Source organism: Clostridium sp. NkU-1 (genome assembly GCA_001312405.1).
Window position 1 is genome coordinate 1 of sequence record BBDR01000005.1, and the last position, 22,734, is coordinate 22,734.

Consider the following 22,734-nt stretch of genomic DNA (forward strand, 5'->3'; position numbering starts at 1 on the left):
TCTTTTTATTTTATTTATCATACAAATCAAACAATTTCTTTATGGTTTTCGTCTGATTCTTTGTACATATTTTGATATATTCTGAAAAAATATTTTTCAAATCCGACCACAGTCTGGACTAAAAAAGGCCAGAGCGTAAATCCCTCTGGCCGGACGGCTATACATATGAATTTTCTATTCTGACAGCAGTCTCTTTTCTCCGGTGATCTCCTGTATGGGGCCTATGTCCTGGGTCACTTCCAGAACCCCAAGGTACTCTCCTTCATTGCTTCTCACCGCATAATAGCGGATCAAAATATATTTTCCGGCCATTTTGATCCAAAAATCTTCCTGGTCTTTTCTTCCGGCTTTGAAATCCTCAACAATCTTTTCAACAATGTGGACACTGGCCGGCGGATGGCAGTTGGAGACATTTCTGCCGATTATGGCTCTTGTTCTGGGGAAAGCCCGCTCCTTTCCTTCTGAAAAGTACCTTACCACATCCTCCTTATTTACAAAGGTAATGTCAAAGGGAAGCGTATTTAACATGGCGGTCAGCTCTTCCACCTTAAATTCTCCGGAAGGAAGTTTTATAAGACCTGGTTCCTTCTTTGCCTCCGTCTTCTCCTTTTCCTTATCAGCTGCGGCAGGATTCCATTGGGGCACATGGTCGATCATAAAACCTATTTCTCCGCTTCCATCAGCAATTGTTTTCCACTCTTCCTGGGTCAGCTGCTCCAAAAGCATGGGAACCATGATATTTTCCTCTTTAAATATCATTTCCGTGATCTTATCCAGTAATTTCTCTATCTTCTGCACCAGGGGTTCATCGATTTTCACATTCTTTTTAAGAATTTCCATTATTTCTTTTACTTGACTTCTGATCTCATCATCCACTCCCCACATGACCTTTGGAGGCGCCGTGATTCCGTATTTCTCCATATATGGAAACAGCAGATTCTCCTTTTTTTCCGTAATGAAGGGATAAGTCTTTTAGTTGGTTTATGCCTTCCTTAAGCTTTGAAACTTCCTCCTTATCAGCCTTTTTTGCCAGAACCAGATACGGGCGGATTTCATTTTCAATAATATGAGCAATTTTCTTATTTTCTCTGACCAGCACATTCAAAGGATGTCCGGGAATTAAGGTTGGATCGTCCGGCTGGTGGATTTCCTCAATAGACCTTTAAAAACTGCGGCATGAACATCACAAAGCTTTTGTACCTCCTCCACCGGCAGGCCGTCTGCGATCAGAGCAGTCTCAGCCGCAGAAATTTCAGAAGCAGACACGCCATGAAAAGCCTCGTCAAACTGCTGCTTTACATCTTCCACAGATTTTCCTTCATGAAGCTTTTTAATGATCTCTTTTATTGCATTTTGCCTCATTTCACGATTGTTAATATATTCACTCATAGAATTCCTCCTTATGGAACAGAAAACTTTTTTCCCTGTCAAATCACTTTTCTTCCCTGCACGCGCTCATAGAACCCCGCCTGTTTTCATCGGACTGTATCTTCTCCCCACTATATAAAAAACGCCCCCGTCTGATTGGATCATTCCCCTCAGAAGGAGGCGCTCTTCCTGATTATTCTACTGTTATTACTGAAACAGGACAGCCTTCCTGCGCTTCAACTGCTGATTGCTCCGCAGACTCCGGAACTTCATCAACATATGCTTCTGCAGGCCCGTCATCTCCCATTCGGAACACTTCAGGACAAACTGATGCACACAGTCCGCATTCAATACAACCCTCTCTATCTACCGTTGCTTTCATATCAATAACTCCTTTCCCAAAGATATCTTTATTGTTGGTAATTTCTTTACAAATTATCCATTTTCCAAAAATATGTTTTATTTTTTTTCAGGATACCATTGCCTTGGCTGCATGTCTGTTGTAGTTACAACATTTTCCATTTTTTATTGGCAATGGGCTGTAAAATGTTGGGTAAGTTTCTATCGTTGTATGGAAGTATGGAAAAAAATGTGGAATAAAATATTGGTAGAAAACTATTTTCAGGCATGGATCAAAAAAGATGCAGAAGTGCTTAAGACGGTCTTTTCAGAAAAAATTATATACAGCGAGTGCTTTGGGCCGGAATATCATGGAATCGAACAGGTTTTAAAATGGTTTGCTGACTGGAACAAAGTCAGAACCGTTTTAGAGTGGTCGATCAAGCGATTCGTTTCGGAAGGAAATACAACTGTTGTGGAATGGTATTTTAAATGCAATTATAACAACGCAATAGACGGATTTGATGGAATTTCAATGATTGATTTTGATGATAATAAAAAGATCAGAGTATTAAAAGAATTTCAATCAAAGGCAGAACATTATTTTCCTTATGAGAAATAAAAAGCAGGGAAACTGCAAGACCAACTTTCGTTAGTGATGCAGCCCCCCTTTTATTATGCTGGTATCCGGCTATTATGCATTCATGAATAATTCAATGTCATCTTCTACGGTACCAATTCCTGCGATTCCAAATGTATCAACAAGAACCTTGGCAACATTTGGAGATAAGAATCCAGGCAATGTCGGTCCTAAGTGAATATTCTTCACTCCTAAGTAAAGCAGCGCAAGAAGTACGATAACCGCTTTCTGCTCATACCAGGCAATGTTATAAGCGATAGGAAGCTCATTGACATCATCAAGGCCAAATACTTCTTTTAATTTCAGGGCAATGACTGCCAGGGAATAGGAGTCATTACACTGTCCCGCATCAAGAACTCTTGGAATTCCGCCGATATCGCCCAGTTCCAGCTTGTTATATCTGTATTTTGCACATCCAGCCGTAAGAATGATGGTATCGCTTGGAAGCTGCTTTGCAAACTCTGTGTAATACTCTCTGGATTTCATTCTGCCGTCGCATCCTGCCATAACAAAGAACTTTTTAATGGCTCCGGACTTCACGGCATCAACCACCTGATCCGCAAGTGCCAGTACCTGATTATGGGCGAAACCGCCTACAATACTGCCTGTTTCAATTTCAGCCGGAGCAGGAAGCTTCTTTGCCATCTCAATGACAGCAGAAAAATCCTTCTTTCCGTTTTTATTCGCAGGAATGTGAGGACATCCTGGGAAGCCTGCAGCGCCTGTTGTAAAGATCCTGTCTGCAACTTCAGGAGTTTTTGGAGGAACAATACAGTTTGTGGTAAAGAGAATCGGTCCGTGGAAGGATTCAAACTCGCCAACCTGCATCCACCAGGAGTTTCCGTAGTTGCCTACAAAGTTATCATATTTCTTAAATGCCGGATAATAGTGAGCAGGAAGCATTTCTCCATGGGTATAAACATCCACTCCTGTTCCCTTTGTCTGCTCTAAAAGCTGTTCCATATCTGTCAGATCATGGCCGGAGATAAGAATCGCCGGGTTCTTTCTGACACCGATATTAACAGAAGTGATTTCCGGATTTCCATAGCGTGTTGTATTGGCCTCATCAAGAAGTGCCATTCCCTTTACTCCGTATTCACCGGTCTTTAAGGTCAGGGCAACCAGATCATCAGCTGTAAGGCTGTCATCAAGAGTTGCAGCAAGTCCTTCGTAAATAAAGGAATAAATGGATACCTCCTCTTTCCCGATGTTGAACGCATGCTCTGTGTAAGCAGCCAGACCCTTGATTCCGTAGATGATCAGCTCCCTTAAGGAACGGATATCTTCATTTTCCGTAGCAAGAACTCCTACTGAAGAAGCCTTGGAAAGCATGGACTCCCTGGAGTCCACAGTAAACACTGCTGCATCCTGGTTTCCGTTGTATCCTGTATCCTTTGCAAGCTGGTCTCTTAATCCAAGAACCTTTACGATCTGGTTTTCAATTGCATCCGCATCAAAGTTTGCGTTTGTGATGGTGATAAAGAGACTGGTAAGTACCTCATGATTGATTGTATGAATCTCTGCAGCATTGGTTTTTGTCTTTACAACAATTTCAGAAATCCCCTTTACCGCATAAACGAGCAGGTCCTGAAGCTTTGCACCCTCCTCATTCTTACCACAGACACCTTTGATGGTACAGCCTGTGTTTTTTGCTGTCTCCTGACACTGATAGCAAAACATGCTCATATTCCATTACCTCCTATTGTATATTATCTATGCATGGCACCATTCTTTCAGCGCTCCTGCTTTCTTTTAAAAGGATACCATTGGAAAGAATTTATGTCCGTTGTTATTACAACATAGTTTAATTTTTTTATTTTTTATTAAAAGGAGATCATGGATCATCAGCAGTTAAAGCAAGGTATGATTATTTCCGGGTACATTTTTTCACTGAAATTGAGACAAAAAAATGGCTGCATCAGCATTTAGTCCTACCTAAAATGCTGATGCAGCCGGTCATATCCCGGAACACTGATTTTATCCGGGCAGCCTTTATGAACTGCCCTAACGTTCTTCCATACAAACCTTCACAAATTTCGCCATTAATAAAATATAGCTGAATACGAAAACTAAACCTGCTGCCATAAGAGGCATTTTTCTCTTCTTTTCCGGGATCAATAATCCAACCATGATCCTACTGCACACAGACATATCTTTAATAGTGCGAAATCCTTTATGCTGCATTTCTGGACAAATGCATCGGCGCAATCACATATCCCTTTCATCCACACCGTCTCCTTTCATGAATTTTCTTCCCTGGTTCCTTTCAGGTTAGTATACGCTTTTGGAAAAATATTATTATATTCTGAAAGAAAATCCCTGTATAAATTTTGACGGCATGGCTCAAGCAGGATCATTTGTAATCCTGCACATCAAATTCCTTATTTTTATAGTAATATTTCCTGTCTTCCTCTGCAATCTGCCGGACCACTCTGCAGGGATTTCCCAGGGCCACCACCCTGTCAGGGATATCCTTTGTCACAACGCTTCCTGCGCCGATCACCACATCGTTTCCTATGGTAACTCCCGGGTTGATGATGACATTGCCCCCGATCCATACGTTATTTCCTATTGTTACAGGAATCCCATATTCATATCCTGAATTTCTGGAATCCGGATGAATGGGATGGCCTGCGGTATAAATAGAAACATTGGGTGCAAACATTACATTGTCCCCGATTATCACTTTTCCCACATCAAGGATCACGCAATTATAATTTGCAAAAAAATAATCCCCCACCTCAATATTGGTCCCATAATCACAGTGGAACGGCGCTTCAATATGAACATCCTTTCCCGCCTTTCCAAGGATACTGCGGATCAGCTCTTCCATTTTTTCTTCTTCATCCGGGCGCAGCTGATTATACTGGTAAATCTTAAGCTTGTTCGCCATTCGTTCCTCATTCAGCCCATCCAGCCATGCCTTATAAGGCAGGCCAGCCAGCATTCTTTCCTTTTGGTTCATGACCCTTCCACCCTTCCATCTTTCATTATGATCGAAACAGATATTACAATGATAAACCAAGAGCCACCGGATATCAACTGCTGCAGCTAAAAAGGTGGATCCATTATTTTTTTTGCCTTGTATCAGAGTTTATTATATTTTTATTTTAAATCTATTGACAGATCATTATCAAACTGGTATTATGTTCATTAATTTATAATATATTACATTTTTGAACAAAGGAGTGTATTATGCAGGCAATAATCCTGGCCGCCGGAATGGGACGGCGTTTAAAAAAAGCTAACTGAAAACCAGCCGAAATGCATGATTACCGTAAATGGAATTCCTATGATCGAGCGCATGCTGAAACAGCTGGATCACTGCCATTTGAACCGAATCATCATTGTAACCGGCCATAAGGGCGAAGAGCTGCAATCCTTTGTATCCTCTCTCCCTCTTTCCACTCCGGTCACGTACATAGACAATCCGGTCTACAAAACAACAAACAATATTTACTCCCTTTATCTTGCAAAGGACCAGCTTCTCATGGATGATACCATTTTGCTGGAATCAGACCTGATTTTCGAACAGGAAGTCCTGAACCAGATCATAAATGACCCTTATCCCAATCTGGCTCTTGTGGCCCATTTTGAAAGCTGGATGGATGGGACAGTGGTTTTGCTGGATAAACAGGACAATATAATGAAATTCCTTACACGGAAGGATTTCCGTTTTGAGGATATTCATTCCTACTACAAAACTGTCAACATCTATAAATTCAGCCGTAATTTTTCCACAACCCACTATGTTCCCTTTCTGGAAGCCTACAGCAGGGCCTTGGGAAACAATGAATATTATGAACAGGTATTAAAGGTCATTTCACTTTTAGATGACCACGATTTAAAAGCCACCAGGCTGGAAAACGGCTTCTGGTATGAAATTGATGATGAGCAGGATCTGGACATTGCGGAATCCATTTTTACAGATTCCCAAAGCAGGCTGTCCCGGCTATCCAAGCGCTTCGGCGGTTACTGGCGGTATCCTGGTCTTCTGGATTTCTGTTACCTGGTCAATCCCTATTTTCCAAACAGCCGTTTTATGGGAGAGATCAAGGCCAGCTTTGAAATCCTTACCACCAGCTATCCCTCCGGCCTTGATATCAATAACCTGCTGGCTGCAAAATCCCTGGGCTTAGACAGAAACCAGATTCTCACCGGAAACGGAGCGGCAGAATTAATCAAGCCTTTGATCCGCAGCTTTAAAAATGCCGTGGGCGTTCTGCGCCCTTCCTTTGAAGAATATGGAATCTGTTCGCAAAATGCCGTTTATTTCAACGTCTCAACTCCGGATTATACATATACCGCCCAGGATATCATGGAGTTTTACAAGGATAAGGAGCTGGATGCACTGGTTTTAGTTAACCCTGATAATCCCACGGGGAATTATATCCCAAAGCAGGAAGTCCTTTCCCTTGTACAATACTGCAAGGCCAGGAACATTATTTTCATTCTGGATGAATCCTTTATTGACTTCTCCTCTGCGGAGGAATCGCCGTCGCTTATGTGTCAGGAAATATTGGATGAGTATAGAAACCTGGTCCTGATCAAAAGCATTTCAAAGTCATACGGGGTTCCCGGACTGCGGCTAGGGCTTCTTACCTGCAGTGACCCGGAAATTATAAACCAGGTGAGGAAAGAACTGCCCATTTGGAATATTAACTCTCTGGCAGAGTATTTTCTTCAGATCTTTGAGAAATACAAATCAGACTACCAGGAAGCCCTGGAGCATTTTAAAAGGACCAGAGAAAAATTATACCAGTCCCTTGAGTCCATCAGGCAGTTGAAGCTTTACCCCTCACAGGCCAACTTTATTATGTGTGAAATCATTGATGGCTGTTCCGCTTCCCAGATTGCGGAACTGTTGTTAAACCGTTACAACATTCTGGTAAAGGATCTATCCCATAAGCCGGGAATGGAAGGCAGGGAATTCATCCGCATTGCAGTCAGAACAGAGGCAGACAATGAACGGCTGGCAGATGGGCTGAAACATATATTACGCTAGTCAAATATCCCGCAGGCAGCTGCCAGGTCAAGTGAGCTTGTCTTTGGCTCGATGCCTTCGCAAAAATAAAAGGAGGTAATCATTATGAATACACAAAATGCATCAAGAGAAACCTGGCAGCAGATCTGGACCCGGAAAGGCCGGGCAGACGGCTCCGTGACGGACCTGCTGGCATACGACGGCTATGAGGCCACCAAGGTGGATATGGAAGAGGTGGCCCGTCAGATAATCAAGCGGCTGGATATACATAAAAATGACAGGGTCCTTGAAGTCGGCTGCGGCGCAGGTGCTCTGGCCCAGTATCTGGACTGTGATTACGTTGGCATTGACTACTCCCCTACCCTGGTTCAAAAGCATATCGAACTTCTGCAGAATTCGGTCCTGACCGGTGAAGCCGCAGACCTGCCGTTTAAGGATAAATCCTTTGACAAAGTGATCTGTTACGGCGTTTACCTTTATTTTGATAATAAGGAGTATGCAGAGAGAGCAACAAAAGAGCTTCTCCGGGTTGCCAAAAAAAGGCGTGCTGATCGGAGAAATCCCCATGCGTTCTCACCGGAATGAACACTTATTGTTTTCTAAGGAGGAATTTCGCGGCTGGGATATCAGCGATGGTTTTTATGACCCTTACAGAAGTGACCGGTTCAATGCAGTTATATCTTTTCCTGACGAATATTTTATTGAGACGAATCCTGATCAGACCGGCCTCCCGCCTGGGTGTGCCAAATGCCTGCACTCATAAGAGTCCGTCTATATGGGAAAACAAAAAAAGGGCTGCCGCTTTAAGCGGATAGCCCTCCTCTTTCTATTCTTCCGTTCGTTGCAAATACCCCCGGGTATCAGCTGGTTTCAGCCAAAAAGGCACACTTGAATCAGGAGCAGTTCTTTTTTATTGTCATACTCTCATATTCTTTTGGAGTATAACCCGTAATCTTTTTAAATACGGCACTGAAATAGTACTGCGTATCAAAACCAAGCATATCCGAAATTTCATACATCATATATTGATACGTTTCTATCAGCTCCTTTGCCTTTTCAATCTTAACCTCAGTTACGTAATCTGAAAAGTTTTTTCCAGTCTGTTTTTTAAAAATACAGCTTAAATGTCCCTGGCTGATATTTAATAAGGCGGACATCTGATTTAAGGTTATTTTTTCCCGGTAATGCTTCCGAATATATTCCAGAACCAGTTCAATATACTTGTCCTTCCTGCTTTCCTTATAACTCTCCAGGGCTTCTGCCACCTGGTCCCGGAACCGCTCCAGCCAGGCGATCACAGAGTTTAAGTCAAACAGCCGGTTTAACTGCCCTGCCACATCCAAAATATAGGGAAAGTCCTGGTCCTCTCTCTCTTCCAAAAGGAATGTGATAAAGCAATAAAGGTTGCAGCACGCATTTACCGCCTGTGAACGGGATGGCTTACACTGGACAAACAGTTGAATGATCTGATTCATGATATTGGAAAAGCCCTTCCGGTCGTTTTGACGGATAATGCCTGTTAATTCCTTCTTTAAAAAATTAATATTAAAGCTTCTGCTGTGGCTGAAATTTTCTTTACAATTTTCCGGATAAAAAAACAATCGCACTGGAGCTGTCATAATAGGTATCATCCATAGCACTCATGGCCTGGTAAAGAAGCTCCTGAACCCCTTCTGCCTGCCTTACCGGCTGGCTGACAGCAACGGACACGGGAATCTCAAAATGATCCTTCATCGCCTTACAGAACTTGATACTCATGCTTTGGCCTGTTCTTTATACGCATTCATGCCCTCCAGTGAAAGAACAAGGATAAAACCATTTTGATCCTTTCTCAGAAGACAGCTTCTGTCAAAAAAAACCTTTTACCATTTCATGAATGATATTTTCCCCATAATTCATGATTTTCTTCTGGTCTGCCCTGGTGAATTTCCCGGAAGATCCGTCAAATTTGCAGTTAAAATGAAATAACATCAAAAGAAGCACCGGATAACGTTCCCGGATCATCAAAGTCAGCCTTTCATCCGGATGCGTATCCGTATCGCAAAGCAAAATACGCCTGAAATAATTCTGTATATGCTCATCTGGGGTCACCTCTCCGTCTTCCATCGCCCGTATCCTGGGACGGGTTAGATTGCATCTTTCCTTGGCCCTTTTAAGTGCTGCGATTAAAGCCTCCTTATCAAGCTCCAGCTTCACAAGATAATCAACGGCTCCCAGACGCAGCGCTTCTTTCACCAGAGAATATTCCTCAAGATTGGTCAGGAAAATAAAGGAGGCCCCATATCCGCTCTCTACACATGCCTTCATAAAACTGATCCCATCCATGGCAGGCATCTCAATATCCGTTATCACAATATCCGGCCGAAGGGCTCCATTTGGGCCAGAGCCTGGCGGCCGCTGGAGACCTTTCTCACTATTTTACATTGATGCTCTTCCCAGTTAAGAAGAGATGTGACCCCAGCCAGAATCAGCGGTTCGTCGTCTACGATCATGATCCGATACATATTTAATACTCCAAAGGACTTTTTACGGTTACCTGTATATACCCTGCCCCGGTTTTCTTTCAGCTTTTCCCTTTGATTATGGGCAGAGGTATTTTCTCTTCTGGTATTCCGGTTCCATTATCCTGCATCGTAATAAGCAGATATTTATCAAATAAATGCGTATCTCTCAATCGTTCCGCTCTTTCGTCCTGCTGCTTCCTTCCGGCTTATTGCCATTTAAAACAGCTTTTTTTATTGTTTCAGGAAATAACCATACTCTTCCATACACTGTTTTATGTACTCCTGATAAGCTCCCTCCAGCCACAGATTCCTTAAAAGTGTTTCAGATTCCTCATAACCTGCCTTACCGTAGTCGTGCTTATCCAGTACCTTTAAGATTCCCTGGGAGGCTCCATAGTCCAACACTCCGCTGCTTTGCCCCGGTTCCATAAACCGGGTCTGTTCTGCCAGCCAGGTCATTTCCTGGTTGTCTCTTGGAAAATCAGCCGTATCATATTCCGCTTCCTCGTATTCGATTTTAACCCCTGCCCCTTCATTGATCCCATTGACAATATCCGCAGGCTCCTTTTCTTCGGCAAGTCCTTTCTCCACAAGGCCCCAGACCTTTTTCAGTTCCTCCGGATACTCTCCCGCCTTCATGCCGTAATACATATAGATTCCGATCCTGGCTCTGCACCCCTTATCAAACAGGGAGGGATCTGCACTGGCGTAAAGCTCCTTTAACTGCTCTTCAGAAGGTTTCAGCCGTTCCTCCAGGAGTTTTCCCTTTAGTTCGTCTCTCACTTCCATCTGTGTCCTGGAGATATATTCCATCAGTCCATACTGACCCGGACCGTAAGAAACACCGTTAGAGGACTGCCGTTTTTTGTTTTCTACCTCCAGGGACCTTTTTATGTCTTTCAGAGTTATATCCGCAGGCATCCCATATTGGGAAGCCTTTATCCGCTCCACAGTATCCCGGACAAGATGGTCCATGGCTTTTTGCCTTAGTACCTCCCTTGGAATCTCTCCCTGGATTTTAGTCTCCCAGAATCCGTCTTCATTTGGGTCCAGCTGATATTTATTGTAAAAATAGGATGTAACTTCGGCCCGGCAGTCATTTTCATAAAGCGCCAGATGGTCCTGAGTGATGGTGTGGCTTCCAATCTTCATCACTCCATTGGAAGGACTTTTCAGCCACCAGATTCCCATCATGAATAAAGTTAAGATTGCAGCCGCTCCCATTATCCCCATCCATCTGCGCGCTTTCTGTTTCATCGTTTCCTCCTGCTCCTTACAGCTTTCTTCTATATTTTGCCAGTTCCTGAGTCAGACGTTTCTCCATTTCATGAATTTCTTCCATTTCTGCATTCGGATCCTGGAGAATGCGTTTTGCTTCTTTAACCAGCTGTGCCAGACCTGCCTCATCCACATTGCTGTAATCCTCTGCGTTGATATTAGAAGCCAGATCAATAATAAAGCTTAAATTCTTTTTTATTACCTTTTCTGCTGTATAATCGGATTTCCACACCAGGGCTGGCTTTAAAGCTCCTTCTTTGGCAGTTCTGGAAGAGTGAATATCCAGGTAGTTGTTTTTTTGCTGCCGTTGGTATACTGATCTCAAAAGAAATTTCAGTCTCCCCGTTCTTTTTGGCCCTGCAGACAGCTTCCGTCACATGAAGCTTCTGTAGCAGGCTCTCCGATGTCATGGCTTTTGTAAAGGAAGATACCGGTTCTTCCCCAATGCGGGCCGGAAAACGGTTGAAGGTTACTGTTGTCCCTTCCCAATCATTTTCCACCTGATAAATATCTGCACTGGTAAAATCCGCGCTTGGCGTACCTGTCAGCTCAAAGGTCAGATAAATTGCCTGAGCGGATTCCGGCACCTGTTCCAGGCTGAACTTCATAAGGGACTTTCTGGTGTAATTCTGCGCTCCTGCATCATTTTTTACAATCAGGTAAGGAGAACCGTTGAAATTTTTGTCACTGTCCGATCCGCCCTGCACATAAACATCATCCATAACTGGAGTGCATTCATTGCCGACCTGAACCTGGATTAACGCAGAAAACCCTGCCGTATTGTAAAGTCCCTCAGGCAATATTAGCTGCCCGGTTAAATCATAGGTCCCCAATACATCCTTCTGATAATCCCCTCTCTCCCACAAAATATCCAGTGTGTGGGTGCCTCCGGCATTGTCATAGACTTCCACTGTCTTAGGAAGCTGCAAATCCGTGAACTTTGTTCCAGGGTCTGCCTTGATCTGGCCAAACTCTCCGGAAAGCCCAATGATTTCACATGTTTCAGGCTCCAGCACTTTTAGCGTGATCCTGCTGGTCCGGCCTGCCAGCCCTGCCGTCCTTACAGCCAGCTTGATAAACGGAGTTTTCTGAAGCACTTCCACATTGGCGTCAGATTCTTTCATATCTCCCCCTTTATATGGAAGGGAAATCTCAATGGTGCCATTATTCTCCTGGGTCGGATCCGATACCCCCAGGGTTGCCTCATCCCCATTTATCTCCATGGTTATGGATGCGGCTTTATTTGATGTGATTCCTGCCACAGTCTTTATCTTGTTATTCCAGAAATTTACTGCCGTTATTCCCAGGTTCTTTTCTCTTACTCCATGAGCATCTTCGCTGCACTCCAGGACTTCAATGTCCGAATTTTCGCAGTACTGTGCCGTTTCTTCTGCAGTTTTTCCAGGAAGAATCACATAGGAATAATCTGCATTAGACGGCTTTTTCCCATGCTCCAGCCAAAAGGTGGCAAAAAGATTTGTCTCCTCGCCCTCGGTGGTTCCCTGGGCATTCCAATTGCCGGTCCGCTTTTCTTTCAGGGCCATGACATCCGCTTTTCCAGGAAAATAATATCCGATATCAGAGCCGGCCGTATTTCCCTCCAGATGGATCCAGGATGCATTGGCTATTTTTGTTCCTTTTAATGCACCTTCCTTACCATCGTCCTGATATCCTTTGCTTCCCCATTGATCAGCACTTCATTGCTTCCATCCTTATTCAGCTTCCGGTTGTCAATAATGGTCTCCACGTAATTGCCTGTGGAAGAGGTGATCCCGCTTCCCAGTGCTGCGATCTCGTCGTCAAACATGAACCAGGATTTTTTGGCGTCCGTGCCTGATCTGGTGCTGCCGCTGTTGCCCAGGGTCTTATAATGCATTCCTGCTCCGCCGTAATTGCCAAGCTGGAACCGCCCACCCAGCTGTAAATATTCTTTGTGCGGTCACCGGCGCCGTTGGGACGGGTCACATATTCCGTAGTTGTTCCTGCCAGGCGCTTTGGATCTACGGTGGCCCAGTAGCCTTCCCCGTACTGGTCTCTGTCACGGTTATAGAGGTATGTCATGCCATCGGAAACATTCCAGGTGTGCTTGCCTTCATCGTTGATCAGTTCATGCCCGTAGGTACGGCTGGAATGCATGGATAAAGCGAATCCGAATTCCGGCATAATATGTACCAGCTTATCCATGCCTGCAAACAGCTTGTGAAGCACATACTCACTTCTCGGTTCAATAGAAGCATCGTTCATGATCTGATTTGCCTTCATTAAGGAAGCAATATGAGTGCTGCGGCTGTAATAATAATTCTCATCAAGCCCAATGAAATATTTCATCATGCGGTTAAACCGTTCCTGCTGGTCTGCAGGCATGGCATCCCCCATCAGCATCATGGCATCCATGATTCCTGCGCCCCTTGCCTTGTCATTTGAGGTTTTTCTTGTAATGTCCCTGCCTGCTACCATATCCATGCACAGGCCGTTATAGATAAACGGCTCGATTCCTTCAAATACCATATCAAAGATCAGCTGCTCTGCGTGATCCTCATAGGTCAGCTCAAAATCAGTGCCGGAAAATACGGAAAACAGAATGCTCAGTTTCTCATAGAGCTGGGAACCGTATCCGCCCATATAGGCAAGGGCCTGGTGCTGGATAAAGGACCCGTCCTCATAGAATCCGTCTCCAGTGGTCACATATTCAAACACGGTTTTATATGCTTTTTTCACATGATCCAGCTTATCCCTGCTGTCGGTCAAAAGACCGGTCTGGACTACTACCATGCCTTTGTCGATCAGGTTTGCCCCTGTCATGGCCGGAGAACCCGGATAGCCGGAGGGACGGTCGCATACGTTTGTGAACCGGTTGACTGCCGCCCCATAACGGGCGATTTGATCCGGTGTCAGATCCTCATAAAGAATCAGGGCGGTATCCAGAAATGCAATGGGGCCACCGATTTCCCAGTGCCACCAGTTTCCGAACACCGGGGTCTTTTCATCACTGCTGCTATAGTGATGTTCATTCATAAAATCCAGCGCCAGGATCAGCTCATTTTTCACATCTTCGTTCTGGTACAGCTGGCATCCCTTTGTTGCCCATGCGATTGCTATGTCCTTTAACCGATAAAAGGTCTGGGCCACATTTCCGGAATGGACCTTAGCCTCTGCGCCGGTCCCTTTGATGTAGCTCATATCAAGATCGTTCCAGAGATTTGTCCTGGACTCATCCCTTCCCTTTATCATGGTATTCCAGTATTTCCCGGACTTTTCATTAAGCCCTTTGATGTAGGTGCGGACTGCTTCATTGCCGGTATCCAGTTCTCCGCCTAACAGCGTGCCCATCCACTTTTCCCTTAATTCCTGAAACTGGGGATCAACCGGTTTTATCGTCCCGGTTGTGCGGGTGATAAGCCTTGGCCCTCCTTTTCCTTCTGCCTTGTGGAATAAAAGTCAATCATATTGTCATTGGCCGCCACAGGACAGCTGATTTCAAAGGAAATTTCCGTTTTCCCTTCATTCAGCGCATTTCTTACGCTTTCACTAACATCTGCAGTTACGATCCCACCGGATATATTGTCCTTTGAAATCATTCCAGCCGCCTTGTCTCTTATTCTTTCCGGCTTTGTATTCCAGGTCAATGTACCGGAATTCCAGCCGCTTTTCACTTCATAAATTTCCGCAGAAACAAAATCTTTCGCAGGATTGGTATTGCTGATTCCTCCGGTCAGTTCAAGTACAAGATCAGCCTCTCTGGCTGCCCTTTCCACTCCCGATAAATTAAATGTCATAACCGTTCTTCTGGTATAATTCTGCTGGCCGTCAGAGAATTTGACTCTGAGTTTGGAAGCATCGTAATTGCTGTACTGGCTGTTTGTTTTACCGGCATCAGTCCCTCCCTGGAGGTAAACCTCCTCAGTGGGAGCCGTGATCTTTTCGTTGGATTCAAGTTCTTCCATGGCAGCGGTAAGTCTTGATGCAAGGTCATTGATCCGTTCCCTCACCTCCCTGGTAAACAGGCTGATTGCAGGAGGATCCACTTTTTCATAGGTCAGGTTGCTCTGATCATATTTCTTCTGAAAAATTCCTTTTCCCTCTTCCATAAGCTGCAGTACTTTCTCATAAGGCCCGGATGTGTAAGCGCCGGAACTTAAGCTCCTTGCCTTTTTGTATACAGAAGGAAGGCCGGGAATAGCCACTGTTATATCGTACTCCGGCAGCCAGGCAGAGGTTTTAAAGTTTCTTGCCTTAAATACCACACTGTCTTTATAAATCTTTACATGGTAGCCTATTCCGGTTTCCTTTACACCGTTTTCAGACTCATTATAGGAGGGAACATCAATCAAGGTGCCGTATTCCCTGTCAATGGCCTCCGCCACGCCAAATCCGTTGTGAATGTGGCCGGACATGTAAATCACCTGAGGGTATTTGGAAAATATCTCCTTTACTCTTAAATCCTGGTTCCCGAAATCCAGCAGGATATTGCTTCTCCAGTGGGTATCCTTTAATGCATTGTGTCCCATGACAAAAATCGGCTTATCCGGGCTGGCATTTTCAGCCAGAGTCTCTTCCAGCCAGTTTAACTGTTCTCCGGAAAGATACATGGTATCCTTTAAGCCGTTTTCCGTATTGATTACGATAAAATGATACCCACCCAGCCACCGGTCAAAGTAGAGCGCTTCCCCGTTGTTTGGCATATATCTTTTGTTCTTTTTCAGATAAAGGGCTTTTGCCGTAGGCCAGTATGCACTGATAACGGTTTCATCCTTGTTCCAGTCAGCAGAATTGTATCCCCTGACATCATGATTTCCAAGAGCCATGATAACCTTATCATCAGAAACCGGAGAATACTGGTCCATAATGTTATAGATCCCGTTATACTGGGCTTCTGTGCCGCTCTGTGTAAAATCACCTAAATTCAGCACCCCCAGAGAATCAGGGGCAATGGTTTTCATGTCCTTTAACCCAGCTATGAAATTCACTGCATTGGTATCCGATAAGTTGTCGGACTTAATATGGATATCAGCAACCACCTGGAAGCTGCAAAGCGGTTCGCTGCCTTCCAGAAATTCATTAAACCGTTCTTTGAGGCTTCTGACGCTGCCACAGCTTCGGCTGCTGTCATGCCTCCAGCCCATTCTTTACATGTTCAATTTCCAGTCCCATAGCCTCGATCCGGTCCATGGGATACTCTGCCCCCGGCTTTATTGAAGCCAGCTGATTTTTCATCTGTTCCAAAGCTTCCATTACTCCTTCCGTTTCATAAATTGTTTTTACGGTCAAGGCATTAACCGCCTTCTTATACACCCGGAGTTCATCAATCATACAGCCGCTCATGCCATAACACCCTCTGCCATCGCCGCCTAAAATGAAATCCAGTCCCGTATCAACAGATTTTCCTTTGTGTCCTGTCATAGAAATAGACGAATATTTCTCTCCATCCAGATAAACCGTCATATCTCCATCCCTGTCAAAGCTGCCGGCACATGATGCCATTTGTCATCGTTGGCAGGTATTCCTTTTAATTCTACCCGGCTGTTTCCTGTCCCGGAAAAATTCATTCTCATATCCACGTTGCTGACATTATTGAAATTACCAAAGGCCCAGCCCGTATTGCTGCCGCTGATATAATTTTTATTGGAAAGGATGGTACCGTTATTCTGACCATGATTTTCCGTTTTCATCCAGAAGGACAAGGAAAAATCTTCCGTTCCAAACTTTAAATCAGCGGTCTGGCCATAGGTAATATATTGATCGGCTTTCGTGTCGGGCTGACCGGCTTTGCTTCCGTTATCCATTAAAACACCATTGCCCCGGATCCCCTTTACAAAAGCCGGCTGACCGTAAATTGTCCCATCATTTCCTCTTCCGGTCTGGTCCTTTACCTTATTCCCGGAGATACTGCTTTCGTCAAAAGAAGAATGCATGACCAGCCCGTCATTTAAAATCGTTTCCAGGGCGTTTTGATCCGTATCAGATCCAGGGCTCCCGGGCAAAGGAGCTGCGTAAGCAAGGTTTCCCATAACCATAGAACAAATCAGCACCGCCCCGCATATTTTTTTCCATTTTACCTTCATAAGACCGCTTCCCCCAAATGGTCCCCGAAAGAGGGAAACCCCTCTTTCAATCCCTCTTTCAGGCTAAATTGATCACCGGATCCAGGCGCCGTTTTCATCCACCCGATACCCGTCTGCCGTTGTGGTATTGGTACAAAGGCTCCCACTGGCCTGCTTCCGCTTTCTCCAGTCTGATGCCCCCATTTGCCGTCTTCTGTTTTCTGCCAGCCCGTATTTCCCTGAGTAACAGGATTAAAGTAATACCAGATACCATGAATAAGGACCCAGCCGGTTCTCATGGCACCGGATCCATCAAGGAAATACCAGTACCCGTCTGATTCTTCTTTTACCCAGCCCGACTCCATGGAACCTTCCGTACCAAGCCTATACCACATGCCCTGATCCACGATCCATCCGGTCTGCATCATTCCGTCTTCGTTGAACCGGTACCATTTTCCGCTTATCTTTGCCCATTCATTGGCAGCATAGGTTTTGTCTGGCTTTAAGAATCTCCATGCCGTTCCGCTTGCCTTCTGCCATTGGCCACTTATACCGTCTCCTCCTGAACTGCCGGAACCACTTCCCTGAGAAGTCTCTTTTTTTTAACCGTTATCTGGAATACAGCCGTGAACACTTTAACGGCGTTATTTACCGCTGTCCGGTAAGTAATGACCACATCCTTTACACCCGGCACGGAAGTGTTCACATCTGATATTTCATAGCCCTTTATAAGCTTTAATGAGCCATCGCTGTATACGGCAGCCACGCTTAAGCCGGAATGGCTGATTCGTTCTCCTGTTTTGTATTCTGTTTGATTTGGCAGTGCAATGATTTTTATTCCCGTGACAATCTTGTTTTCCGTTCCCGGGTTTCCATCAAACTCCAGGCCGTCAATGGCCTCCTTCAAAGAATCGTATGCCTGGTCTACCCGGTACTGGTCCCCCTTTGTAAGAGTCTTATCCTTTAAAACAGACCTGGCTTCTGAAAGAGCATCCTTTAACACCTCATAGGACTCCTCGGTATAATCCTTCTTGTTCTTGGATTCCCCTATGAGCACCAGATCCTTAAGGGCTGAAGTATCAGGCTTTAAATTTTCTTCTGAATCCAGGCTCCAGATTGCTTCCATCAAATTAACATAAGCATTATGTACTTCTGATTCGGATGCCTTTGTATTGATCAGTACAGAAGCGGCCTGGTTGAATGCCTTCATAAAACGGCCTTTTGCTCCATCAGTCAGCCGTTCCAATGCACCTTGATTAATTAAATCCGCTGCTTCTGTATAAAGAACAAGAAGGGCATTCTTGTCTTCCGGTTCAATCATGTTTACCGTTACCGTAGCAAACTTCTGATTGGGGTTTTCAATCGTCTCATGGCCTGTAAGCTCCAGATATCCGATGCAGGTATAGAAAAATACTTTTTCCGGGTCATAGGCATTATCAGGGAACCAGTATTCAATGGGCACTTGTGCTTCCTTCCCATTATCTAACAGCGCTGCTGCTGTCTTTGGAAGCCCCAGTTCCTCCCAGGCTGTTCCAACCAGCTGGATAATGGGAGGAATATCCCTGACCGAGACAACTTTATGCAGCGCTTCCATGACATATACGGTACACCTGATGGGAAGCTTCACCCATCTGCCTTCCCATACACCACAAAGTTCCCCTCGCCCTGGTAATTTGCAGAATCAATGCCATTCCACTCCACAGTCACATTCTTTTGCTCTCCGTTGGAATAACTGACTGATACCGTCTCCGGCAGAACCGGCATCTTCCCTGCCGGTGTTGATACGGAAACACTTTCCACCTCTGTTTCATAGACATTGCTTAATACCAAAGCAGGAGCCATCTTTCCCCCTGCCTCTTTGGAAGCGAAATCAATGCCGCCGTTGTCGCCATTTGCATACTCACCGAAATAATCCGTTGTCATTAAGAAGGAAAACTTTGTCTGTCCTTTTTTTTGCATAGGCATTTTTCACCCAATCAGTTACATCCAGTTCCACAATATTCTCATGGGCATCCCGGATATTGGTATAGACTATTTTTTTATCACGGATCACCAGGTTATCACCGGAAACATCTGGAGAGGAATTCCATGTTACCGTTCCTTCTTTCCAGTTGTCATTTACCTCATAAACCTTGAGGTAAAAATGATTGTTAATGGTTTTATAATCTGATTCCGTAACCGGTCTTGTCATTTGCAGCTTTATGGTAATGCTGGAAGCAGATCTTAACATCTGCTCATCACCGCTTAAGTCAAAGCCAATCAGCCCATTTCTTGTATAGGCAGGCGAATTATTGGCCGTTTTGACCTTAATGACATTGGGGTCAGAGCTTCCATAAGCCTTATTTCCGTCGCTTTGCTGGGTATAGGCATCCTTTGAAGCCACCTTTTCCTTTACACTTGTTCCATCCCCCAGTTCACCGATGACTGTTACCTTTGCCTGGCATTTTTCCTTCAGGCCCGTAACAGTCCCTCCTACCGTAATCTCACCTTCGTGGGAATACTGTTCCAGGGTTAGCGTTTCCCATGTCACTCCAAGCTCCAGGGTCAGCCCACCGGCAAATTCCGCTGTAATTTTATCAGGGAGTACCGGGTAAATTCCTGCAAAGGTGGAAACCTCAACCGGTTCAAAGCGTTCCGGTGCGTCGGCTATAATTATGGAAGCCACAACCTGATTGGACAATCCCGGCAGGACTCCTGACAGTTCGATTACTCCCGCCTGCATACAGTCTTCCTTTGTCAGTTCATCCCAGTTAACCGGATAATCAAAGGATTTCCCATCCAGAACGATTTTTAAGGTTGCCGGCAGCTTCGGCACAACTCCGGGAGTCGTTACAATATGAACCTCCTCCACTTCCTCTGCCAGCTCATCCTCACTGGAATATTCCAAAGCGCCCATATCCACACGCCCGGCAATGGTATTGCCCATGATATCTTCCGTAGGCATGCCATCGATCCTCTGTCCGGCACGGATACAAGGGGACCCTTCTGTCAGCTGATACGGCTCTGCCAGCTTCTGGATTCTGTCTTTTGTAAAATCGGAATCCATAAGATCTTCCAGCTCCTCCAAAGGATATTTATATTTGGAATAATCCTTTCCCGCCTTATAATCGATCAGCATGGGGTCCTTAAATATATTTCCTTTGGCCTGCAGGCTCTCCTTATTTAAAACAGAACCCGCACTGGTGTTGGCAATGGTATCCGGATAGAAACAGTTGTTTTCTATTAAGCTGTCACTGTGAATGGTGGATCCCTGCTCCAAGACCGCAAAGTCTATGACTGCCCCGTCTTTAGCCAGAACAATATTATTTTTGAAATCCACAAAGCAGGTTCTTTTGCTCTTTCCGCCAAACAGAGAGGTTTTTTTACCGTCTCCAAAGAGAACAATGGTGTTGTTATAAATCTTTCCTACACCGGGTCCTGCAGAAGTTGTATTGTCATAATGGAAGGTCTGCTGCTGCATCCTGCTTTCACCGGGATAGGTGCCTGTACCGTCATTAATGCTTAAATTATAACGGAATATGGTATTTTTCTGGCTTGCCATGAACAGCATGACGCCGCCGCCGCAGTCATGGCTTAAATTGTACTGGAAAATATTGTCCACATTCATCATATCGGAGTCAAAGGCCTCGCCGTCATCGTATCCGTACCGGTTTCCGTAAACTTCATTATACTGCACGGTAACATCATCGGCAAACATGGTCCAGCACTGGGCATAGTTTACTGCGCCCCTGTCAAAGCCGCAGGAAGAATTCACCATATTCCCCTCGATCAGTCCGCCTTTTGTTTCTGTCAAAACGATGCCGTCACCCACAACATTTTCCAGATAATTATTGCGGATGGTCACATTGGAATAGTTTTTAAGGAATTCGTTTTTCCCCCAGCCGGAACCGGAAATATCCGTATTGCATTTATTCCGGATTCCTTCAATCGCCACGTTCTTTACATAATTCCCTTCAATAAGTACATCCTCAAAGGCTGCCCGCCCCATGGCCTTTGCGGTCAGATTTCCGTTATCATCGATGGTGACCCGTTTTCCGTCTTTGTCCAGATAATGGCCCATAACGATGATGCCGCCGGATGTTTTTCCGCCTTTAAAGTTGGAGTTGACATCGTGTACATAGCAATTCTTCACGGTAATGTGTTTGTATATTTTTTTCTGGTTGGAGGAATAGATCAGGATCCCGGCCCGTTCACTGGTACCGCTGTCCATGCTTCCCCCATTTTATCCGTATTTTCCAGATTCGTCACTTCCAGATTGTAAATTTCCCAGTACTCTTCGTTATAGATCGTCACCGCGCCGGTAATGGAAGGGCCAGAGGTTCCATTGCCATTAATCACAGGGCGGCTGCCTTCTCCATATGTATCAATGGTGATGGGTGCGCCCTCCCGGCCGCTTCCTTTGGGATTCAGTGCCTGGTTCCAGATACAGTCTGCTTTCAGCAGTAACTTGTCTCCGGGCAGAAAGGTTTTGGAATTGACCCTGTCAAAGGTCTTCCACGCAGTCTCTTCTGTTTTTCCGTCCCCACTGTCATTGCCGTTTTTGGCATCCACATAATACACAGTCCCCTCCTCTTGCAGCTCCTGTGCTTTCTGTGCATCGGATGCAGTGGCTAGACTGGCATTGGACCTTGTCGCCGTATGTTCATCCATGTTATCATAGCTGTCCGGCGGCATTTCAAAGACATCAGCAAATCCGATCATGTTCACGGGCAAAATGCCGATCATCATGACTGCTGCCATCATGCCAGCCGCTTTTCTTTTGAAAAGCCTACTGCTTTTAAGCATAAGAAAAGATCCCCCTTACTTTTTATTACGCCCTTATCCGTTCCTTTTGAAAACAGCGGCATTTTTTTCAAAAAGAGCGGAACAAAAGCGTCTGCTTATATAAAAAGTATAGCATTTATGGACCGGCGTAAAAATAAATCATCTTAAGGTTTATAGCAATATCTTCATCTTTTCCCAATTCTTTTCATATAGAATTTTACGATTTTTACAATTTCATCATCTTTCTGTTTATAGGCGGCAAAAAAAACCTGTATGCTCTGCTGAACTTCCACTGAAACTAATACATTTTACTGCACCTGTTTTTACAGGCTTGTACATGATTTTCTCAGAATAAAAAGCATTTTCTGGTTTGCACAAAAAAACAGCCTTATCTTCAATATCCACAGAAAATAAGCTGCCGTATTTTAAAATGCATTTTTATCGTTTGTATCTGTCTCTAATTGATTCCTCAGCTGCCATGCTGTCCTCCTCCCAAATGAGCTGAAATCCCTTTTTCATATGGCTGTCTTCCAATCCTCCCAACTCATATCAAATCCCCCCCAATATCTGGAACTGATTTCCAATCACATGATACCATGAAAGCAATGAGCCAGGCGCCGCAAAGCGGCATTTGGCGAATGCAGCACAATGCTAGACGCTTGCGCCTATTATAGCACAAAAACATAATTAGCAATACCCTTTCTGCCATTTTCAGACAGTCCGTCTGTTCCTGCTTATGCGGCAATCTGCAGGCAAAAGCCGTCAGTGTCTGCACCGGCTCTGTATCATAGTTGAAAATCACGCAGCAGAGTCTTT

The 22,734-nt window shown here is 44.7% G+C and carries 23 protein-coding genes and 2 pseudogenes; 3 read left to right on the forward strand and 22 right to left on the reverse strand.

Translation table 11 applies throughout. From position 1 onward, the window contains the following. Window positions 1-174: 174 nt before the first annotated feature. Together JCM10519_RS09480 and JCM10519_RS09490 are read right to left on the reverse strand one after the other, a co-directional pair. Window positions 175-1,389 (reverse strand): annotated as a pseudogene (locus JCM10519_RS09480) (DUF438 domain-containing protein). 172 nt (window positions 1,390-1,561) lie between these two features. Continuing rightward, complete coding sequence (locus JCM10519_RS09490; protein ID WP_054738812.1) at window positions 1,562-1,750, reverse strand: ferredoxin; 189 nt, start codon at window positions 1,748-1,750, stop codon at window positions 1,562-1,564. A gap of 207 nt (window positions 1,751-1,957) precedes the next feature. Here JCM10519_RS09490 and JCM10519_RS09495 point away from each other — a divergent pair, with 207 nt between their 5' ends. After that, window positions 1,958-2,329: a nuclear transport factor 2 family protein gene (locus tag JCM10519_RS09495; protein ID WP_054738813.1), complete on the forward strand. Its 372-nt coding sequence runs from the start codon at window positions 1,958-1,960 to the stop codon at window positions 2,327-2,329. 72 nt (window positions 2,330-2,401) lie between these two features. Here JCM10519_RS09495 and hcp read toward each other — a convergent pair whose 3' ends face one another. After that, entirely contained in the window at window positions 2,402-4,033 is a 1,632-nt protein-coding gene (gene hcp / locus JCM10519_RS09500) for a hydroxylamine reductase (RefSeq protein WP_054738815.1), read from the reverse strand. Between the two features lie 667 nt (window positions 4,034-4,700). Further along, a complete protein-coding gene (locus tag JCM10519_RS09510; RefSeq protein ID WP_054738818.1) occupies window positions 4,701-5,312 on the reverse strand; it encodes a maltose acetyltransferase domain-containing protein in 612 nt (203 codons plus the stop codon). A gap of 303 nt (window positions 5,313-5,615) precedes the next feature. Here JCM10519_RS09510 and JCM10519_RS09515 point away from each other — a divergent pair, with 303 nt between their 5' ends. Further along, a complete protein-coding gene (locus JCM10519_RS09515; RefSeq protein WP_347843705.1) occupies window positions 5,616-7,352 on the forward strand; it encodes an aminotransferase class I/II-fold pyridoxal phosphate-dependent enzyme in 1,737 nt (578 codons plus the stop codon). An 84-nt stretch (window positions 7,353-7,436) separates the two neighbouring features. Then, window positions 7,437-7,916, forward strand: coding sequence for a class I SAM-dependent methyltransferase (locus tag JCM10519_RS09520; RefSeq protein WP_347843706.1), 480 nt, complete (start codon window positions 7,437-7,439; stop codon window positions 7,914-7,916). A 308-nt stretch (window positions 7,917-8,224) separates the two neighbouring features. Here the strand turns inward: JCM10519_RS09520 and JCM10519_RS28380 are convergent, their stop codons facing one another. The 18 genes and pseudogenes from JCM10519_RS28380 to JCM10519_RS28420 all read right to left on the reverse strand — a co-directional run bounded on the left by JCM10519_RS28380 (window position 8,225) and on the right by JCM10519_RS28420 (window position 22,323). After that, entirely contained in the window at window positions 8,225-8,950 is a 726-nt protein-coding gene (locus JCM10519_RS28380) for an AraC family transcriptional regulator (protein ID WP_347843707.1), read from the reverse strand. Then, window positions 8,907-9,089, reverse strand: coding sequence for a hypothetical protein (locus tag JCM10519_RS28385; RefSeq protein ID WP_347843708.1), 183 nt, complete (start codon window positions 9,087-9,089; stop codon window positions 8,907-8,909). The genes JCM10519_RS28380 and JCM10519_RS28385 overlap by 44 nt, the downstream gene beginning before the upstream one ends. 90 nt (window positions 9,090-9,179) lie before the next feature. Further along, entirely contained in the window at window positions 9,180-9,683 is a 504-nt protein-coding gene (locus tag JCM10519_RS28390; protein ID WP_347843709.1) for a response regulator, read from the reverse strand. After that, the gene (locus tag JCM10519_RS28395) at window positions 9,680-9,835 is read right to left on the reverse strand and encodes a hypothetical protein (RefSeq protein WP_347843710.1); all 156 of its coding nucleotides are present in this window, start codon (window positions 9,833-9,835) and stop codon (window positions 9,680-9,682) included. The genes JCM10519_RS28390 and JCM10519_RS28395 overlap by 4 nt, the downstream gene beginning before the upstream one ends. 231 nt (window positions 9,836-10,066) lie before the next feature. Beyond that, window positions 10,067-11,092, reverse strand: a complete 1,026-nt coding sequence (locus tag JCM10519_RS09530) for a hypothetical protein (protein WP_054738820.1) — start codon at window positions 11,090-11,092, stop codon at window positions 10,067-10,069. Window positions 11,093-11,108: 16 nt separating this feature from the next. Continuing rightward, window positions 11,109-11,345, reverse strand: coding sequence for a hypothetical protein (locus JCM10519_RS09535; RefSeq protein WP_054738822.1), 237 nt, complete (start codon window positions 11,343-11,345; stop codon window positions 11,109-11,111). After that, entirely contained in the window at window positions 11,284-12,741 is a 1,458-nt protein-coding gene (locus tag JCM10519_RS09540; RefSeq protein ID WP_347843845.1) for a polysaccharide lyase beta-sandwich domain-containing protein, read from the reverse strand. The genes JCM10519_RS09535 and JCM10519_RS09540 overlap by 62 nt, the downstream gene beginning before the upstream one ends. Window positions 12,742-12,829: 88 nt before the next feature. Further along, a complete protein-coding gene (locus JCM10519_RS09545; protein ID WP_054738826.1) occupies window positions 12,830-14,443 on the reverse strand; it encodes a polysaccharide lyase family 8 super-sandwich domain-containing protein in 1,614 nt (537 codons plus the stop codon). A 41-nt stretch (window positions 14,444-14,484) separates the two neighbouring features. Next, window positions 14,485-16,236: a DNRLRE domain-containing protein gene (locus tag JCM10519_RS28400; protein WP_347843711.1), complete on the reverse strand. Its 1,752-nt coding sequence runs from the start codon at window positions 16,234-16,236 to the stop codon at window positions 14,485-14,487. Continuing rightward, window positions 16,220-16,555, reverse strand: a complete 336-nt coding sequence (locus tag JCM10519_RS28405) for a hypothetical protein (RefSeq protein WP_347843712.1) — start codon at window positions 16,553-16,555, stop codon at window positions 16,220-16,222. Before JCM10519_RS28405 ends, JCM10519_RS28400 begins: the two co-directional genes overlap by 17 nt. After that, complete coding sequence (locus JCM10519_RS28410) at window positions 16,552-17,175, reverse strand: LamG-like jellyroll fold domain-containing protein (RefSeq protein ID WP_347843713.1); 624 nt, start codon at window positions 17,173-17,175, stop codon at window positions 16,552-16,554. Before JCM10519_RS28410 ends, JCM10519_RS28405 begins: the two co-directional genes overlap by 4 nt. After that, on the reverse strand, window positions 17,172-17,582 hold the full coding sequence (locus JCM10519_RS09555; protein ID WP_054738828.1) for a hypothetical protein: 411 nt from the start codon (window positions 17,580-17,582) through the stop codon (window positions 17,172-17,174). The genes JCM10519_RS28410 and JCM10519_RS09555 overlap by 4 nt, the downstream gene beginning before the upstream one ends. Before the next feature lie 22 nt (window positions 17,583-17,604). Next, window positions 17,605-17,705 (reverse strand): annotated as a pseudogene (locus JCM10519_RS28415) (hypothetical protein); the annotation flags it as partial. Then, window positions 17,702-18,781 (reverse strand): bacterial Ig-like domain-containing protein, encoded by a 1,080-nt coding sequence (locus JCM10519_RS09560; protein WP_054738830.1) that lies wholly within the window; start codon window positions 18,779-18,781, stop codon window positions 17,702-17,704. The pseudogene JCM10519_RS28415 and the gene JCM10519_RS09560, both read right to left, overlap by 4 nt. After that, window positions 18,778-19,113: an Ig-like domain-containing protein gene (locus tag JCM10519_RS09565; protein WP_347843714.1), complete on the reverse strand. Its 336-nt coding sequence runs from the start codon at window positions 19,111-19,113 to the stop codon at window positions 18,778-18,780. The genes JCM10519_RS09560 and JCM10519_RS09565 overlap by 4 nt, the downstream gene beginning before the upstream one ends. Next, entirely contained in the window at window positions 19,055-21,364 is a 2,310-nt protein-coding gene (locus tag JCM10519_RS09570) for a DNRLRE domain-containing protein (protein WP_054738834.1), read from the reverse strand. Before JCM10519_RS09570 ends, JCM10519_RS09565 begins: the two co-directional genes overlap by 59 nt. After that, window positions 21,328-21,939, reverse strand: coding sequence for a hypothetical protein (locus tag JCM10519_RS09575; RefSeq protein ID WP_347843715.1), 612 nt, complete (start codon window positions 21,937-21,939; stop codon window positions 21,328-21,330). The genes JCM10519_RS09570 and JCM10519_RS09575 overlap by 37 nt, the downstream gene beginning before the upstream one ends. A 228-nt stretch (window positions 21,940-22,167) precedes the next feature. Next, window positions 22,168-22,323: a hypothetical protein gene (locus JCM10519_RS28420; RefSeq protein WP_347843716.1), complete on the reverse strand. Its 156-nt coding sequence runs from the start codon at window positions 22,321-22,323 to the stop codon at window positions 22,168-22,170. Window positions 22,324-22,734: the final 411 nt, after the last annotated feature.